Below are 16519 nucleotides of genomic sequence, written 5' to 3' on the forward strand. Positions count from 1 at the left end.
CTCCAAGGGGCCGGCTACGGAGGGTGCCGCACGAGAACCGGGCGCCATATGCATGATACATAGTATGTGTACTATGCACTCCTGGTTGTCACCCCGACGAGCCACAGCCTCACCCGGAGGACCCGCATGACCGTCACCACGACCACCGCCTCCCGAGCGGCCGAGATCCTTTCCCGGCCCGTCACGCTGAACGGCCTGACCGTCCCCAACCGCATCGCGATGGCCCCGATGACGCGGATGTTCTCCCCCGGGGGCGTGCCGGGCGAGGACGTACAGGCGTACTACGCCAGCCGGGCCGCCGCGGGTGTCGGCTTGATCGTCACCGAGGGCACCTACGTCGGTCACGAGTCCGCCGGGCAGAGCGACCGGGTACCGCGGTTCCACGGCGAGGACCAGCTGGCGGGGTGGGCGAAGGTCGCCGCGGCCGTACACGAGGCGGGCGGCACGATCGTGCCTCAGCTGTGGCACATAGGCATGGTGCGCAAGCAGGGCGAGGCCCCGTACGCCGACGCGCCCGCCGTCGGCCCCTCCGGCATCCGCGTCGACGGAACCGAGGGAACCGGCAAGGCGATGACCCGCGCCGACCTCGACGACGTCATCGGCGCGTTCGCCGACGCCGCCGCGGACGCCGAGCGGATCGGCTTCGACGGCATCGAACTGCACGGCGCCCACGGCTACCTGCTCGACCAGTTCCTGTGGGAGCGGACCAACCGCCGCACCGACGCGTACGGCGGCGACGCGGTGGCCCGCACGAAGTTCGCCGCGGAGATCGTCGCGGCGGTCCGCGAGCGCGTCTCGGCCGACTTCCCGGTGATCTTCCGTTACTCGCAATGGAAGCAGGAGGCCTACGACGCAAGGCTCGCGCAGACCCCTGAGGAGCTGGAGGCGATCCTGGCCCCGCTGACGGCGGCGGGCGTCGACGCGTTCCACGCGTCCACCCGACGCTACTGGCTTCCGGAGTTCGAGGGCTCGGACCTGAACCTGGCGGGATGGACCAAGAAGCTCACGGGCCGGCCGACCATCACCGTCGGCTCGGTCGGCCTCGACGGCGACTTCATCCGCTCCTTCGCCGGCGAGGGTGCGGCCCTCGGTGACATCGACAACCTCCTGGACCGCATGGAACGCGACGAGTTCGACATGGTCGCCGTCGGCCGGGCGCTGCTCCAGGACCCGCAGTGGGCGGCGAAGGTCCTCGGCGACCGCTTCGACGAGCTGAAGCCGTACGACGCGGCGGCGCTCAAGTCGCTCAGCCGGTAGCCGGTAGCCGCTTCGGCCTATCGGCAGCCGACGGCCGGTCCGTGAACGCCCCGCGACGTCAATCCGCCGACGTCACGGGGCGTTCGCGCTCCGTTCCACCCTGTACGGGATCCTCTTTCGGACGAACCCGGCCGGCCCCGGGTACCGGCATGGGATTCCATCCGCGCCGGAGCGGGTCCCGATGCATGCTCATGGTTGACCGAAAGGCCTTCGGCCGCTGCATCGTGTGCCGCGAACACACATGCACCGGCCGCTCGTTGAAGGGCCTACGAGGCGCACGCCGGCCGGATGCGACGCCAGTGCGGAAGACTTCGCCAACACCGCTCCGCCGGTGGTGTTCAGCACCCAGGCGGTCGGATTCGTGGAGCTGAAGACACCTCGGGAACTGCAGGCCTGGGAGGAGGCCCTCCGGACCACCACCGGTCTGGAGATCTCGGCCGACAGCCTGGCCGGCCACGCCTGTGAGACGCGGTGACCTGGCACCTGTCCGGAACGCCGGTGGCGCCGGGCGCGGGCTGATCGGCAACTCACCATGTCCGCAGGATCCGACGACGCGGGTCTCGGCGCGCAGCAGGTCAGCCCTGGAACCGCGCACCGGCGAGCCGCTGACCGAGCACTTCGCCGACTACCTGATCACGACGGCCGCGACTCGGATCAGGCCGGATGACCGTCTCGGCCTGGGCGGTCGTCTTCACCGGAGCACCGAGAAGGCCGCCCTCTACAGGGCGGCTGCCACCGGCGACTTTCCGGGCCGGTCACACTGTCCCACGAGGGCTCGCAAAGCCCCTGTCACCGACCCAGCGAACACGAACGAAGGCCGATGGGGCGAGGTCGAGTACGAGCGCGGCGCCGTACCGGCAGCCGGGCGCCGAAAGGCGAGGGCCGACCCTGTGAAGGAGCGGGCGCTCGGTCCGAGGAACGCAGTGCCGGTGGCCGGGGAATCGCGGACCCCGGGACTGGCGTTACCCACCGTATGGCCGATACACCCCCGCACGGACACGATGGGTCGACCGTCGCGACGGCACGCGCGCGTCTGGCGGCCGACCGCGCCGACACCCTTGCGCGGGCGGCCGCGCTGAGCCGTGATTTCGACGGGATCGTCGCGGCCAACGCCTTGGTCGCGGTGGACGACGAGCACGACCCCGAGGGGGGCAGCACCGCCTTCGAGCGAGCCCATGTGGCCGCCCTGATGGCGCGGGCAAGCGAGCACCTGAAAGAACTGGACCGAGCACTGGAGCGACTCGAACTGGGACAGTACGGACGGTGCGAAGTCTGCGGCGGGACCATTCCGCCCGAACGCCTGGAGATCCGTCCGGCTGCCACCACCTGTGTGCGCTGCGCCGAGTCCAACCCCCGCCGAGCGCCGCGCCCCGCGTGACGCCGGCCGCTGTCCGGCGGCCGGGCGCCGGTGCTGCCGGAGCATGGGCGGCATGGCGCCGGAGGGTGAGGGCCCGGACTGTGCGGACGGCGGCGGCGTGGGCGATGTGGTCCCCGTCCATCGGCTCGGCGTCCGCAGCGCTGAGGACGCGGAGGACTTCCCGGAGTTCCGCCAGAGCCCAGTGGCCGGGGTTGGTGATCGCCTCGACGAGGGAAATCGCTACGCGGAGGCCACGACCTCGCCGGCTGTGACCTGGGGAGGTCGAGGCAGGAGGGAAGCGAGGTTGTCGCGCACGAATTGCGCCGCCCGCTCGATCGATTCCTCGGCGCCGGCACGGTCCTGGAAGATGCTGGTCGAGAGCATCACCCCGCCTCCGGCATCGACCCAGTAGTAGGCCACGAATCCGGGGACCTCGCGTACGAGCGGCAGGAATCCCTCGTTGACGAGACGTCCCGCCTCGGCAGAATCGGTCACCCCTTCATATCGCCGGACTGCTACATACATGGTTGATCTCCTCAACGGCTCTCGGTGTCGGCGTCGGCCTTGGCGTTGGCGTTCCGTCGGTTTCGTACCCCCGCGGTACCTGGTTGCCTCGCCAGGCGCCGGGCAACCACCGGAAGGGCCGCCCTCGGTCACGCGAACGGTGGCTTCCGTGCAGATTCCCGGACAACCCGAACAGGGCGGGTCAAAACCCCCGGCAAGGAACTCCCCGCCCCACGCGGACCCCCACGTGACCGGAAAGCCCTGATCCACACCACGTCCACATGCCGGGCATCGATACCGAAACCATGCACGGCTGCGCACAATCACCTTGATCAACGACTCTGAGGAAGGACCTGTCATGCCCCGCTTCGCTCCTTCCCTCCCCGGGCGAAGCACCCCAGCGCCCCGGACGGCGCGGGGAGCTGCTCCCGCCACACGAGAAGGCGGGCGCACGGACCCCGTCGGCACGCGAGGAGCCAGGCAGTCGCTCGCCGGCGGCGCCCACACCCAGCCGCAGAAGAATCCGGCGTGTAGTGGACCACTAAACTGCCGAAGCGCCGCCGCACCCACATCCATGCTCTAGCACCCAGCCTGACCAGCGAGGATCCTCAGGCAACCGAGAGGCGAACCATGAACCACACGCTGCACGGAGACAACGTCGAGATCACCGACGCACTCCGTGATCTCGTCGGCGAGAAGCTGGCCCCGCTCGGGCAGGGCACCGACACCACCAGCGCTCGCGTGACCCTGAAGGTCGACGGCTCGATGCAGGCCGCCTCCGGCACCCTCCATGTGAACGGCCAGGACCTCACCACCATCACGGCAACGGCCTCGGACATGCACACGGCCATCGACCGACTCGGCAACAAGCTCTCCGCCCAGCTCAAAAGGCACAAGCAGAGGCAGCACGGACGTCTCCAATAACCCAGACCCACGGCCCTGGCCGGCCGGCCCCCGACCACAGCGCCCGCGCATCGCGAGGCCGGGTGGCCGGCGGTCCTCCGGTCAGCCGGCCGGGAGCGGGAACAGTTCGCCCTCGGAGCGGAAGGCCCGGTCCTCCGGCCTCGAAAAGATGCCGTCAGGCCAAGGCCGCGTGGGTTACGGCCTGCGCCTGTGCGTGTCTCGGCGACGGGTCGCAGCAGACGTGGCGCACGTCAGATATCGCGAAGACGCCCGGCCGGGGTCCCGGCCGAGCGTCTTCGAGTGTCTATCCGCTGGTGGCTTAGTACCAGTGGTTGGCCTGCCAGAAGTTCCAGGCGCCCACGGGGCTGCCGTAGCGGGAGTTCATGTAGTCCAGGCCCCACTTGATCTGGGTGGCCGGGTTCGTCTTCCAGTCGGAACCGGCAGAGGCCATCTTCGACCCCGGCAGGGCCTGGACCAGGCCGTACGCGCCGGAAGAGGCGTTCGTGGCGGTGTGGTCCCAGCCGCTCTCGTGGGAGATGATCTTGTCGAAGGCGGCGAACTGGGCCGGGTCCTTGATCATCTGGTGCGCGATCGCCTTGGCGCTCGTCGGGGCCGCCTGAGCGGGAACCGTGGCGAGCATGCTGCCGGCGACGCCCAGGGCGACGATGCTGCCGGCGAGGGTCTTCTTGGAAGCGGCGATGCGACGGATGACTGCGTTGGACACGGACGAACCTTCCGAAGGGGACGAGGGCGGTCGCGGTGCATGCCGAAGGCATGCGTGAGCCACTCACGCGAAGGAGAGGGGTTCGTGGGCGGCGGGTGAAGCACCCGTGCCGCCCGGCGACATCAACCAGTTAGCCAGGCCCCCGCGGCCCTGGCAACGACCGCTGCTACTAGGCACTTTCATAGTGAGGCCTTGGGGTCACTCATCGTCTCGTAGGCGTTCGCGCGGTCAACCCCGCCTCCGGCGGGACCGTCTCGAACCGCTTGGAACCGCTGCGACCACTACCCAGGTTCGTATGTGACGCGGGTCCTATGGGGCGAGTCACCACGGGAGCCCTCCGATCTCACCCTACGTGTCTGCACGACCCCGTTCAGGGACGGAAACAGGCCCTGCACAGGGTGGCGTAGCGCCGCAGGTGGTGCCCGGAGGGCGTCCTGCCGTCCGGCGGGCATGCCGGGGCGCGTACGACCGTCAGGCTCGCGGTGCGGCCGACGGCTGTGTCGCCCGAGGGCAGCTCATATCGTTCGGCTGCCTTGATCTGCTCGCGCACCAAGCGGTGTACCGGGTCGAGCCGATGACCGGCCGCACCCAGGCCCCTGACGGCCGCGCGGGCCGCCGGATAGCGGGCCCTCGCCTCCCGTTAGGCTTTCCCGCCTGCGATGATGCGGAGCGAGGGGGCGCGGGAGCGTGAGCGGGACCGGTCAGATGCTGGCTTCGAAGTGGGACGCCGCGTACGGCGTCGTGGTGTTCATACGGGTCTTGCTCGGTCATCTGCCGACCTGGGCGAAGGTGACCATCTACGTGCTCCTGGGCGCCATGGCCCTCGGGGAGGGCTACCAGTGGTGGCGCGGGCGAAAGAAGGCCGTCCGATAGCAGCACCGGACGCACCACAAGGTCGGCACCGAAGCAGACGCGTGGGATGAGCCGCAGGCGAACCGCCACCCGTCACCGCAGGACATGAGTAGGGTCTCGCATGCCCTATCACCTGCGATCTTCTTCGAGTCCGGCGTTCCGCACACGCCTCTGTGGCCCGGCCCCAGTAGCGATCCGGACCTCGACAACCCCTACGGCTCTCCCTGTGAACCGGAAAAACTGCCCATCAGCGGGGTCCATCGAGGTCGGTCACGGCCTCGATGGACCAACCGGCCATATTCAGAGACGGTGCCCATGGGCGGCGAGCCAACGGTGGACGGCCGCTTTGTCCGAGACGCTGATGCGGGCGGGACCGCTCCGGCTCGGACCCTCCTCCTCATTGAACGCCGTCTCGGTGACACGAGCCGTCACCCAATCGGCCAACTCCGAGGCGGCCTCGGCTGACAGGCACCGGTGTTCCCAGTCCTTCGCGGCTCCGCGGGACGCGGGCGAATCGTGCGACTGCGCCTCCTGCAGCCACACCGGCACGAGCCGTTCGACGACCTGCTCATCCGACTGCGCGGCGGGCTCCTCGCCTGAATCACTCATCCTCATACGCTGACAGCTCAGGCCCAGAGCGCCGTCTTCACACCCCGCCTGATCCCCCTGATGCCACATCACGGACGCTCCGAACGCGCCTGGGGGGGGAGCTTTGGCCGACCGAGTACTGCCAGGTCGAAGTGAACCCGCGTCAGCTCGACCGTGCCATCTACCGAGCCGGTCCGGGTTTCGATGGACGCGTTCGCGTCCCCGAGTCACCGCTACAGCATCGGGTAGGAGTCGAGGAACGATGTCCAGAACCCGCTTTTGAACGGCAGGGGATCCCAGCGCTCCATCCCCTCGCGGACAATCTCCTCGATGTCGGCCCAGTCGTTGGGATCCGGGCGCTCGCCCGACCCGGGGCGCTCGACCTCGAACTTGTAGACGAGGTAGCTGAGCGATGACACGTCCCCATGGATCACCTCGTACTCGATCTCGGCATCGGGGTCGCTGACCCAGATCGTCCCGTCGCCGAGGTGCACGAAGACAACCGCCTGGAAGAGCATGCCCAGCGGCTGAAGCCTGCCGAACGGGGTGTCCACGGGACGGGAGTCCAGATCCTTCGCGAAGGCCGTGTCCGGGCTCGAAGGGTTCCGGTCCGCCAGCCCGTCGAGGATGCGAAACAGCCCCTTGGAGTGAGGGATCCCGACCTGGGTCGCGAAGCGTGCGCCGTCGTCGTTCGACCAGACGCGTGCCGCCATATCCGACCTGAACCGCAGCAGTTCGCCGGGTGCGGCCCGCTCAACGAGCACGGGCCACTCAATGCCTACCAGCAACGATCGTCATCCTTCATCCGTGGAACAGCCGGGCACCGGGGCCGACTCGCGGCCACGGTACCGGCACCGCGACAGCCCCGACACTACTGCGCTCGCGTCGCCCGCCCACCGCCGGCGCTGTGCGAGGGCGCGCGTATCGACGCCCCCTCCTCCATGCCGGTAAAGCTCGGACAGGCGTGGCCTCAGTCTTGTTCGTGCGTGATCGCGGGTACGGGCGCCGACGTGGAAGCCTGGCCCAGTGCCGAGGGCAGTGCCGACCGGGCGGCCCGGCGCCGGGCGGCCAGGGACTCGCGGGCGGCCTCGCGGGCGTGACGGCGCCGCCAGTACGGGTTGTCGTGCGGCAACTTGCTCGACACCCGGCCGTACATGCCGAAGCAGGCGATGAGCAGCCCCATGACGAAGCTGAAGATCACATTGGTCACGCCGAAGTCCAGGACGTTGGCGGGGCGGTCCAGCACGAAGATGTGGAAGAAGCCGCTGAGCACGAACAGCGTGCCGATCGTCATGTTGAGCGTCGACGCGACGTTTCCGCCGATCACGGCGCCGCCGATCAGGACGAGACCCACGACGACCGAGATCAGGCTGAGCACGCCGTTCGTCGACATCCCCGCGATGCTGGTCCCCTCGGTGTCGAAGGGGCTGAGCTGGTCCGCGAAGCCGAGACAGCCGAAGACCAGCAAGATGACTCCGCACAGCCCGGCTCCGTACCGGTACACCTGCGCCAACCGGTGATCGACGGGAAGTTCTTCGCGAAGCCTCATGACGTGCCCTCTTTCCCATGCCCGGAAGTGACCCGCCGCGACGGCGTCGGTACATTTGGCCTGCTTTCACCCTGATTTCTCCCGGAGCGAGGCGATCGGTTGCATCGACTCAGGAGTCATGGCGAGGCGGCTCACGGGCGGGGTCGGCGGTGGGGACCGTTGTGCTCTCAGCTGGGCTTTCGGCTCGTCCGTCCGGTGCGCCCTTCGCGGCGGTGCCGTCGAGCCGACCGGTGCCGCGTCGACACCCGCCCCGGTCCGCCGCTTCCCGACCGCGCGCAGGTGCCGCGATTTCGCCGCTGACGTGGGGCCCCGCGCGGTCGACGCCCTTACCGCACGTGCTCGCGTCGATCCGGTCGTCGAGGGACGTGCCGTTCGTACGGGCCTCGCGAAACTGGCCGGCCGGGACCGGCCGGAACTCGCTGACCAGTTGCTGCTCTTGGTCGAGGTGCGACGGCGGTGGCCGCCCTCGCACCCGGCCCCGAACCGGCCCACCGCGCCCGCGCCGCGGCGCCGTCCTGGCGGCAGCGGCCAAGGCCTGATGGCGGGGTGAGGCGGGGCGGGAGAAGCGGCAGTTGCGGACCGCCTGTGGCGCACTCCCAAGCCGGGCCCGTGGCCCACTGCGCCCCCTTGTTCCCCGGTGCGGACCCGGGACCGGACTACCGGTCATCATCAGGGGCAGCCGGTGGCAACGAAACGGCGGCCACCACCCGAGCGACCTGCCCGCCGGCACGGCCGCGCCGGACGCCTCCGCCTTGGCTCCGGACGTTGCCGGGTGGCGTTCGTGTGGCCGCTCAGAGCCGAAGCCGACGGGTCCCCGGAAGGGCGTCGGCTCCGGCACATGCCGGCCTGGATCGCCGGCCGGAGCATCACGCGCGAAGCGGGACTCGCACCAAAAGGGTCGTGGTCAGTCGCTGGACAGTGCCTGGAGGAGTTCGCCGACCTTGGGGTCGGGAAGGGCGCGGGCGACGTCGGCTTGGGCGACGATGCCCACCAGGCGGTGCCCGTCGATCACCGGGAGCCGGCGCACCTTGTGGGAGGTCATCGTGCGCAGGATCTCCTCGGCGTCGTCGTCGGCGCCGATCGTGACGGCCTCGCCCTGCACGAGCTCGCCGGCCTTCACCTGGGCCGGGTCCTTGCCGACGCCCAGCACCTTGACCACGATGTCGCGGTCGGTGAGCATTCCTTTGAGCTTGTCGTCGGTGCCGCAGATGGGCAGTGCGCCGACGCCCAATTGCGTCATCTTCTTCGCCGCTTCCAGCACCGTCTCCTCCGCGCCGATGCATTCGGCGCTCCCGGTCATGATCTCGCGAGCCGTCGTCATCACAGCACTCCTTCCACCAGCGGATGCGGCCCCGCCCTCCGAGCGGCGCCACCAGGACGCACCACATGTGCCCCGACTGGCAGACGCGTAATGACACACCGCCCACCAACCACCCCGAAGTGCGTCTTCCTCACCCATTGACCAACGAACCAACTGGCTCGACGCATCTCGTCCTGCCCGCCCGGCGCCGGGCGGGTGTGGGCCGGGTTGGTCGTCCGGGGACGTCGGCCGAGCCAGACGAGGTCGATGACGTACAGGCGATCCCTGGGCCGGTGATGCACAGGCGGCCGTCAGCTGCCCGACGAGACAGAGCGGATGTCCTCGCCTTCAGGGTCACGGGAGGCGAGGTCCACGACATTGCGGACCGTCTCCCCGCCGTTCGGGCGTGGTCCGTCGGTCGGCCGGGCCGGTCCAGCCGGACCGCACCGGGGGGAGACCCGGCGGACGCAGTTGCTGGACGCGCCGTAGCATCCGGGGTCCGTCGGCGTCGCCGGGACGGGCCCAGGCACCGGCCGACGGCAGAGTCCCCGGTTCCGCGAACGGCGGCGTGTCCTGCCGGCAGCGCGCTCCTTCGGGGGGCAGCGCGCCGATGGTCATGTACCGGACCACATGGCGCTTCACACACGCGCTCGATTGTCGAGGGCGGTGTGCCCGTAGCCGTCGAGCGTCAACAGCCGGGCCCGGGCGAGCTCGGCGGCCATCGCCTGCCCGGCACGGTAAGGGGTGGACGGGTCGTACACGGAGTTGATCACCAGCACCGGGTGCGCGGTGATCCGATTCCACGGCCCCGTGTACGGGTCGGCGGCCCGGGCCGGCCAGGCGGTACAGGGCTCGTTCGCCCACACCCACCACCGGGCGAGCGCGCCGGACTCCCGCGCCGCCTGCTGCTCCAGTACCGGGTACCGCTCGGGTGAGGCGGGGTTGGGGCTCTCGGCGCACAGGACCGCCGGTGACTGCTCGAAGCCGGGATAGCGGGCGGCGCCGGACAACTCCAGCGGCTCCGCCGGTGTCCTCCCCTGCCACAACGACTCCAGGGTCGCGGCGGTTCCGCTCCAGCCGGGGTGCACGGTGTAGAGGCCGCCCCGGACCTCGCTCACGGCGCGGGCGTAGGTCCACTTCCCGACCGGCCGCTTGGCAAGGCGCGCCGGCAGTGAGTCGTACTTGGCCCGCGTCGCGGCCGGGCTACCGGCGGAGAAGGGGCAGCGGGACACCGGCGCCCGGCCGCAGAGTTCGAGGAACTGCTTGAGCGTGGCGGCGGAGCCGAGGTCCGATCCGAGGCGCAGGAACGTGTTCCGCTCCGGCTCGGCGTCCGACCCGCGGTTCACCCATGCCCGCGGGTCGACGTTCCCGTCGAGGACGAGCCGCCCGACACGGTCGGGGTACAGGTTCGCGTAGGTCGCGCCGAGGAGGGTGCCGTACGAGATGCCCCAGTAGCGCAGCCGGTCCTCCCCCACCGCGCGGCGCAGCAGGTCCAGATCACGGGCGGTGTCGGCGGTCGAGATGTGGCGCAGCAGCTCCGGATCCCGCCGCTCGCACCGTCGGGCCAAGTCGGCGTAGGGGCGGTGTAGGCCCGTTGTTCCTGCCGTCCGACCGGGAACGGCGGGACCTTCTCGTGCCATGCGGTGGCCTGCGCGGCGGTGTCGAAACAGCGGACCGCTGTGCTCTGACCGACACCGCGCGGGTCCCAGCTGACGATGTCGTAGCGGTCCTGCAACTCCTGGGGGAACTTGCGGTACAGCTCGGGCAGTCCGAGCGTGCCGGGGCCGCCTGGGCCGCCGGGGTTGAAGAACAGCGACCCGGCCGCGTGACCCCGGCCTGCCGCCCTGTGGCGGATCACCGCCAGATCGATCATCCGGCCCGCGTGGGCGGCATGGTCGAGGGGCACCTTGGCCACCGCGCATTCGAAGCCTGCCTGCGCCGCTTGCGAGCACGGCCGCCAGCGCAATACGACGTCGGCGTCGCCACTGCCCGGTCCCCCGGCCCATGAGGGGCCGGCCGCCGACACCAGGGCGAGCAGGCACCCTGCCCCCAGGGCCGCAGCAGCACGCCACGACAGCGACTTGCCGCTCGTGCTCCCTCCGGTCGTACGCATCGCCGGCCCCTTAGGTGTGGGAGACCGGCAGACGCGGTGCGCGGGCCTCGTGTGTCATGACATCGGCGGCGGGTCAGCCGGGCAACCGGCGCGCGTCCGAACGGGTCCAGGCACCTTTGCCGGGCGGCTCGGGCCCCGCTCGCCCCCCGGGGAGGCCCCGAGCCGCAATGAGCCGTTCGTCCCGGCGGTGATGAGCCGTTCGGCCCAGCCGAGATGTCGCCGTACCGGGGCCGGGCTAGCTTCGGCAGACATGACCGCCATACCGAACGACCCTGGTCCCTCGCTCGCAGCGGAGGCCGAAGCCGGAGCGGGAGCCGCCTCCCGGCGCGGCCGCGCAGGCCACGGCACCACACGCCGGGCCCTGCTTGTCGCCGGTGCCGGGGTGGGGGCCGGACTCGCCGCAGGCTGCGCCCCGACGGGCGTATCCGCCGCGCCGGCGCCCTCGGGCGGCGGCTCCCCCTCACCCGGCCGCGCCACGGGCAACCCCACGCCCGGAGCCATGACGCTCTTCAAGGATCCGACGTACAACTTCAACGGCCTCCTCGCCCTCGGGGCCGCCGGCGCCGGCAGCAGCGAGGTCGGTGAGGTCCTCACCGCCGTGAACGCGATCAACGGCGCCGGCCTCTCCGCGCAGACGTACGTCGACACCTTCCGCAAGCTCGGCGACCAACTGCTCAAGGCGCCTCCCGGCGCGCCCGCCGACAGCCAGACCAAGCGGTTCCGCGCCCTGCGCGCCGCCCAGTACTACGGCCAGGCGCTGTTCTTCGTGCTCGGCTCCGACGACCCGGGCAGCGAGGAGAAGCTGTACAGGTCCGGGCGCAGCGCCTGGGACGCCTTCTGCGACCTGTGCGAGCCCCCCGCGGTAAAGGCCACCGTCCCGTACGGCACGACACCTCTTCCGGTGTGGTTCTTCCGCCCTGACGAGTCGAACACGCCACGCCCGACGGTGATCCTGACCAACGGCAGCGACGGCCAGAACGTCGACATGTGGACCTATGGTGTGCCCGCCGCTCTCGAACGTGGTTGGAACGCCCTCGTCTACGACGGCCCGGGACAGGGCCAGTTGCTGTTCGTCGACCGGGTGGTGTTCACCCCCACGTGGGAGAAGGTGGTGAGCCCCCTGATCGACTGGCTGTCCGCCCGGCCCGACGTGGACCCTCGCAAGATCGCTTTGACCGGCCTGAGCATGGCGGGAGACCTCGCACCCCGGGCCGCGGCCTTCGACAACAGGATCGCGGCACTCGTCGCCATGCCCGGCTGCGTCGAGCCCTGGCTCGGATTCCCTCCGGAGATCCGGCAGATCCTCACCCCCAGCAAGGAGAAGACGAACGACATCTGGAACAAGGAGGTCGTTCCCGAACTGCCCGCGGATGCCGCCGCCGTCATGAAGAAGCGCTTCGAGCCCTTCTCCGTACCGGCCATGCTCGACGCACGCCAAGGCAAGCTGTTCACCGACTTCTACACGCCCGCCACCCGCGTCCGGGCGCTGTCGATCACCTCCGTCGTCGGCCGCATCAAGGCCCCCACACTGGTCCTGGACTACGACGACGAGCAGTTCTACCCGGGTCAGCCGCGCAGACTGTATGACATGCTCACCTCGCCCAAGGATTACCTGAAGCTGACCGCGGCGGAGGGCGCGCAGCTGCACTGCTCGCCGATGGCGCCGCAACTGCACTGCGAGGTCGTCTTCGACTGGCTCCAGAAGACCGTCTCGGGCACCTGACGCTTCCCCACGTAATGGCACCTCCCGGCTCCGTGAGGAGACCCCGTGACCGACATGCCCCGTCGGATTCTGGTGACCGGTTCCGCCGACGGCCTGGGACGCGCCGCAGCGCGTTCGCTGCTGTCCGCGGGACACGAGGTGGTGGTCCACGCCCGCGATCGGGGACGCGCCGCCGACCTCGCCCCACTGCTGGAGCAAGGGGCGGGGATCGTGGTCGGCGACTTCACCGACCGCGACGCCGTACGGCGCATCGCCGCGGAGCTGAACGACGCACAGCCCCTCCATGCGGTCATCCACAACGCCGGCGTATGGAGCGGTCGGGCGGTCATGCCGGTCAACGTCATCGCGCCGTACCTGCTCACCGCCCTGCTGCGTGCGCCTCGACGACTGGTGTACCTGAGCAGTGGCTCGCATTTCGGCGGGCACCCTCACTCCTCGCCGGACGACGTCGACTGGCGAGGCGAGCACGCGGGCTCCTACGCGGACAGCAAACTGTTCGTGACGGCGCTCGCCGCCGCGGTGGTCCGCCTGCGCCCCGAGGTGCTGAGCAATGCGGTGGACCCGGGCTGGGTGCCGACGAAGATGGGCGGCCCGAACGCCCCTGACGACCTCGAACTGGGCCACCGGACGCAGGAGTGGCTGGCGTCGAGCGACGATCCCGAGGCCCTGACGAGTGGCGGGTACTGGTATCACCGTCAGCGCCGGGAGCCACACGCGGCGGTCCACGACCACGGGTTCCAAGACCGCCTCCTCCAGGCGCTGGCGCGGGAGACGGGAGTGTCCCTGTGACCCGTCCGGCCCGGTGCGAAGTGGCCGCCGGGGCGGTGCGCGGTCGACGGAATCCGCCTGTGCCCCGACGCACGACGCGCCGCTACCCTGCACCGCATGATCAATACATACGCGAGCTGTGACGACACCGGAGTCGCGATAGCCGCGGCAGGCGCCGGCGCGGACGTGGTGCGCAGCATGTACGGCAGGCCGCTGACCCGCGTCGACAAGGGCGCCGGCGACTTCGCCACCGCCGCCGACATCGAGGCGGAGCGGGCGATCCTCGACGTGATCCGGACCGCCCGGCCCGATGACGCGATACGCGGCGAGGAGGGCGGCGAACAGGGTGCTGCCGAGGCCGCGCGCCAGTGGCTGGTGGATCCGCTGTGCGGCACGCTGAACTACGCCGTCGGCACCATGCTGGTGGCCGTGAACGTGGCGCTGCGCGATGGCGCGGCGGCGGTGGCCGACCCGTTCAGTGGCGAGGTCTTCTTCACCGACGGCGAGACGGCCGCGGTGCGACGCGGCGGGGTGGACACGCAACTGGCGCCCACGTCCGCCACCGGGCTGGTGGACGTCAACCTTGATCCGCCGTTCCCGGGCGCGCCGGGCCTGCGAGCCGTCGACCTGCTGGCCCACCCCGGATTCGTCGACCGGTTCCGGCCACGCGTGGTGTCCACAACACTGGCTTTGGCCTGGGTCGCCGCCGGCAAACGTGCCGCGTACGTCACCGATGGCGGCGACCTGTCCGAGAGCGTCCACTTCGCCGCCGGCATCGCCCTGTGCCGTGCCGCCGGCTGTGTGGTCACCGGGATCGACGGCGCACCGGTCGGGGAGGCGGGCCGCGGACTCGTCGCCGCCGCCGACACCGAAACCCACGACCTGCTGATGACGCTGATCGGTAACGGCAGCCGAGGCTAGTACCCCGGTCCGTCCGGCCGCCACGCCACGTCGGTACCGCGGTGGCGGCCATCGCGGCCGAGGCCGATCGCGCCTCGCGGGCGGGCAAGACGCGATCCCCACGGCCTACCGGCCTCGACCTGGGGCGAGACCGCAGGGGGCGAAGCGGCCCCATCGAGGAGCCGGCCGAACAACTGTCGCTGTGTGCCTATTTGAGCGCCGCACCACCCGAGTTGTGATAGGCGATCGTCTTGCCGATCAGGTTTCCGCCGTCGGTCTCGATCGAGGTCTGTTCCTGCTGCCCAGCGCCGAACAACAGGCCGGCGATGTGCGCCTTCGCCACCTGGTCCATGTGCGAGAAGAGCCAGTCCACCTTGTCGTCCTTGTAGTGGTTGAGGGTGTTGTTCTGCGCCATGTTGCCCACCGGGATCTGCCACAGGACCACCGGCTTGCCCACGGACTCGGCCATCGTCTTGTAGAACCCCAGCGAGGCGGCGGCCTTCCGGTCGGTCCAGAAGTCGTCGTGGCCGCCGTGGGCCGGCTGTGCGTACCAGCCGGCGTCTCGGTCCGACACATCGGCGACCAGGAAGTCGGCGTTCCGGGCCCCGAGGCTCGCGTAGTCCTTGGCGCATCCCTGTGTGTTGTCCGGCCAGTCCCAGCAGGAAAGGTGCATCCCCACCGTGGCGTTCGGCGCGTATGTGCGCGCCATCGCGATAAGGCAACGGGTGAGCCCGGCGGCGCTGTTCTCCTGCGATCCGCAATCCGTCGGATTCGCGCCCGAGACCTGCGCGGCGACCTGGTGCGGGTTCCCGAGTGATCGTACGTAGCCCCAGAAGTCGGGCTCAAGATCGATCATGTCGTGCGAGTTGCCGATCTTCTGGAGGAAGAAGCGGTAGTCGTTCATATAGAGGGTCAGCAGGTCGACCCTGTTGATGGCCTTGACCTCGCCCGGGCCGTCGCCCGAGCCCGCCAGGTCCCCGAGGTCGCGCAACGAGTACCACGTCCAGAAGGACTTCTGCGGGCGCGGGCCGCCCTTGTAGGTCGCCTGGGCCACATGGGCGTCCGACCAGGTCACGTAGGCGCCGGGCGCTGTGGTGCTGCCGGACCAGCAGCCCCACCAGTTCGTCCACGCGGCCTGGCAGAGCGGCGCCGCGTAGTAGGCCGACGAGGGGGCGGGCCGGCTGTGCACGTAGGCGTATCGCACGTCGAACGGCGCGGCGTTCGCCGAGGCGTCGGTCATCGAGCCGCCGATGAGCACCGTGCCGCTCCCCATGAAACGTGTCGTGGAGCCGCCGCCACCGGCCGTGGGAGACGACATCGACGACGGGGTCGCGCCGCTCGGATGGCTTGTGGGAACACTGCCGGCCGTCGCGGTGAGAGTGCCGGCGTTGCCTGCGCTCCTGGCCGGGACCAGCTGCCACTGCTGGTTGGCGCCGCCCCGGTCGTGGTACTGGACGACATCGCCCCCGTCGGTCTTGGCGGCGTCGCGGACCTCGACGGCCATGCCGCTGAAGCGATTGAGCAACCGCACGTACCCGTCCGAAGACCGGGCGAGTTTGAACTGCTGGTTGGCGCCGTTCAGATCGCTCCACTGCACGATGTCGGAGCCGGCGGTCTTCGACCAGTTGCGGTCGTCCAGCACCTTGCCGGAATTCCGGTTCTGCAGCCGGTAGTACCCGTCACCCGCGTCGATGAACCGCCACTGCTGGTTGGCACCGCCGGTGCGCGACCACTGCACCACCGCCGCGCCGTCGTTCTTCGCGTAGGCGCGGTCGTCCAGCACCTTGCCGCTGTCGCGGTTGACCAGCACGTACCAGGTCTTCGGATCCACGGTTCCCGCTGAGGCACTGCCGACCACAACAGCGGAGCCGGCCACGACGGCCATGACGACGGCCGCCCAGAAACTCCGACGCGCGAACAACCGGCGGGCACGATGCGTCGGGCGCCCCCCGCGCGAGTGACCGCGGGCACGGCGGCCACC

16 protein-coding genes are annotated in these 16519 nt (G+C 70.3%); 8 read left to right on the top strand and 8 right to left on the bottom strand.

The features are described 5' to 3' along the window. Positions 1 to 126 precede the first annotated feature (126 nt). The 3 genes from E6R62_RS24885 to E6R62_RS24895 all read left to right on the top strand — a co-directional run bounded on the left by E6R62_RS24885 (position 127) and on the right by E6R62_RS24895 (position 2635). A complete protein-coding gene (locus E6R62_RS24885; protein ID WP_136215752.1) occupies positions 127 to 1257 on the top strand; it encodes an NADH:flavin oxidoreductase in 1131 nt (376 codons plus the stop codon). Positions 1258 to 1588: 331 nt separating this feature from the next. Beyond that, entirely contained in the window at positions 1589 to 1732 is a 144-nt protein-coding gene (locus E6R62_RS39745; protein ID WP_168714164.1) for a hypothetical protein, read from the top strand. A gap of 498 nt (positions 1733 to 2230) precedes the next feature. Next, the gene (locus E6R62_RS24895) at positions 2231 to 2635 is read left to right on the top strand and encodes a TraR/DksA C4-type zinc finger protein (protein WP_136215754.1); all 405 of its coding nucleotides are present in this window, start codon (positions 2231 to 2233) and stop codon (positions 2633 to 2635) included. A 219-nt stretch (positions 2636 to 2854) separates the two neighbouring features. On the opposite strand, the gene E6R62_RS24900 is transcribed toward E6R62_RS24895, so the two are convergent. Then, complete coding sequence (locus E6R62_RS24900; protein WP_136215755.1) at positions 2855 to 3139, bottom strand: hypothetical protein; 285 nt, start codon at positions 3137 to 3139, stop codon at positions 2855 to 2857. A 609-nt stretch (positions 3140 to 3748) separates the two neighbouring features. Between E6R62_RS24900 and raiA the strand changes: the two genes are divergently transcribed. Continuing rightward, entirely contained in the window at positions 3749 to 4042 is a 294-nt protein-coding gene (gene raiA / locus E6R62_RS24905) for a ribosome-associated translation inhibitor RaiA (protein ID WP_136215756.1), read from the top strand. 298 nt (positions 4043 to 4340) lie between these two features. Here raiA and E6R62_RS24910 read toward each other — a convergent pair whose 3' ends face one another. Continuing rightward, positions 4341 to 4745, bottom strand: a complete 405-nt coding sequence (locus E6R62_RS24910; protein WP_136215757.1) for a transglycosylase SLT domain-containing protein — start codon at positions 4743 to 4745, stop codon at positions 4341 to 4343. A gap of 687 nt (positions 4746 to 5432) precedes the next feature. On the opposite strand from E6R62_RS24910, the gene E6R62_RS24915 reads away from it, so the two are divergent. Next, complete coding sequence (locus tag E6R62_RS24915; RefSeq protein ID WP_136215758.1) at positions 5433 to 5618, top strand: hypothetical protein; 186 nt, start codon at positions 5433 to 5435, stop codon at positions 5616 to 5618. A 279-nt stretch (positions 5619 to 5897) separates the two neighbouring features. On the opposite strand, the gene E6R62_RS24920 is transcribed toward E6R62_RS24915, so the two are convergent. From E6R62_RS24920 to E6R62_RS41070, 5 genes are all read right to left on the bottom strand, one after another. Further along, the gene (locus E6R62_RS24920; protein ID WP_136215759.1) at positions 5898 to 6206 is read right to left on the bottom strand and encodes a hypothetical protein; all 309 of its coding nucleotides are present in this window, start codon (positions 6204 to 6206) and stop codon (positions 5898 to 5900) included. Between the two features lie 212 nt (positions 6207 to 6418). After that, positions 6419 to 6973, bottom strand: coding sequence for an SUKH-4 family immunity protein (locus E6R62_RS24925; protein WP_136215760.1), 555 nt, complete (start codon positions 6971 to 6973; stop codon positions 6419 to 6421). A gap of 182 nt (positions 6974 to 7155) precedes the next feature. Continuing rightward, a complete protein-coding gene (locus E6R62_RS24930) occupies positions 7156 to 7734 on the bottom strand; it encodes a DUF4383 domain-containing protein (protein WP_136215761.1) in 579 nt (192 codons plus the stop codon). A gap of 904 nt (positions 7735 to 8638) precedes the next feature. After that, positions 8639 to 9055 carry a CBS domain-containing protein gene (locus tag E6R62_RS24940; protein ID WP_206308834.1) on the bottom strand — a complete coding sequence of 139 codons (417 nt, stop codon included), beginning with the start codon at positions 9053 to 9055 and terminating at the stop codon, positions 8639 to 8641. Between the two features lie 617 nt (positions 9056 to 9672). After that, a complete protein-coding gene (locus E6R62_RS41070; RefSeq protein WP_240801867.1) occupies positions 9673 to 10602 on the bottom strand; it encodes an alpha/beta fold hydrolase in 930 nt (309 codons plus the stop codon). Between the two features lie 795 nt (positions 10603 to 11397). Between E6R62_RS41070 and E6R62_RS24950 the strand changes: the two genes are divergently transcribed. The 3 genes from E6R62_RS24950 (at position 11398) to E6R62_RS24960 (ending at position 14559) form a co-directional block, all read left to right on the top strand. Continuing rightward, positions 11398 to 12870, top strand: a complete 1473-nt coding sequence (locus E6R62_RS24950; RefSeq protein ID WP_276615650.1) for a S9 family peptidase — start codon at positions 11398 to 11400, stop codon at positions 12868 to 12870. 54 nt (positions 12871 to 12924) lie between these two features. Next, positions 12925 to 13659, top strand: coding sequence for an SDR family NAD(P)-dependent oxidoreductase (locus E6R62_RS24955; protein WP_136215799.1), 735 nt, complete (start codon positions 12925 to 12927; stop codon positions 13657 to 13659). 96 nt (positions 13660 to 13755) lie between these two features. After that, positions 13756 to 14559: an inositol monophosphatase family protein gene (locus E6R62_RS24960; RefSeq protein WP_136215764.1), complete on the top strand. Its 804-nt coding sequence runs from the start codon at positions 13756 to 13758 to the stop codon at positions 14557 to 14559. Between the two features lie 187 nt (positions 14560 to 14746). On the opposite strand, the gene E6R62_RS24965 is transcribed toward E6R62_RS24960, so the two are convergent. Next, entirely contained in the window at positions 14747 to 16423 is a 1677-nt protein-coding gene (locus tag E6R62_RS24965) for an RICIN domain-containing protein (RefSeq protein ID WP_136215800.1), read from the bottom strand. Positions 16424 to 16519: the final 96 nt, after the last annotated feature.

Source organism: Streptomyces sp. A1136, assembly GCF_004795055.1.
GTDB lineage: Bacteria > Actinomycetota > Actinomycetes > Streptomycetales > Streptomycetaceae > Streptomyces.